The 431-nt window shown below is 70.5% G+C and carries 1 protein-coding gene; it reads left to right on the top strand.

Annotated elements, in window-relative coordinates; all coding sequences use genetic code 11:
• Window positions 1-431 (top strand): amidohydrolase family protein (locus tag RNB18_RS52505; RefSeq protein WP_311721117.1); only part of this gene is annotated, 431 nt, incomplete at both ends.

The raw sequence follows: 431 nt of genomic DNA, 5'->3' as shown, positions 1-431 counted from the left end.
CTCGTCCTCTACGGAACCATCCTCACCGTCGACCCCAGCCAACCCACCGCGGAGGCGATCGCGGTGTCGGGCGGTCGCATCGCCGCGGTCGGGTCCCGGTCCGAGGCGGCCGCCTGGGTCGGCCCCGACACCGACGTCCGCGAGGTCGACGGCTGCGTCATGCCGGGTTTCGTTGAGGCGCACGGTCATCCGTTGATGGAGGCAGTGGCGTTGTCCGGTCGCATCGTCGACATCCGCCCGGTCACCCTGGCGAGTGCCGATGAGGTACTCGGCGCGGTCGACGCCGAGGTGGCAAGACGCGGGGCCGACGGTGCGTTCCTTAACGGCTGGGATCCGCTGCTGCAGCACGGGTTGCCCGAGCCCACCCTGTCCTGGCTGGACACCGTCGCGCCCGACACCCCGCTGGTGATCGTGCACAACTCGGGCCACAA

This window comes from Streptomyces doebereineriae (genome assembly GCF_031845645.1).
Taxonomy (GTDB): domain Bacteria; phylum Actinomycetota; class Actinomycetes; order Streptomycetales; family Streptomycetaceae; genus Streptomyces; species Streptomyces canus.
This window is presented reverse-complemented; position numbering and strand designations above follow the sequence as displayed.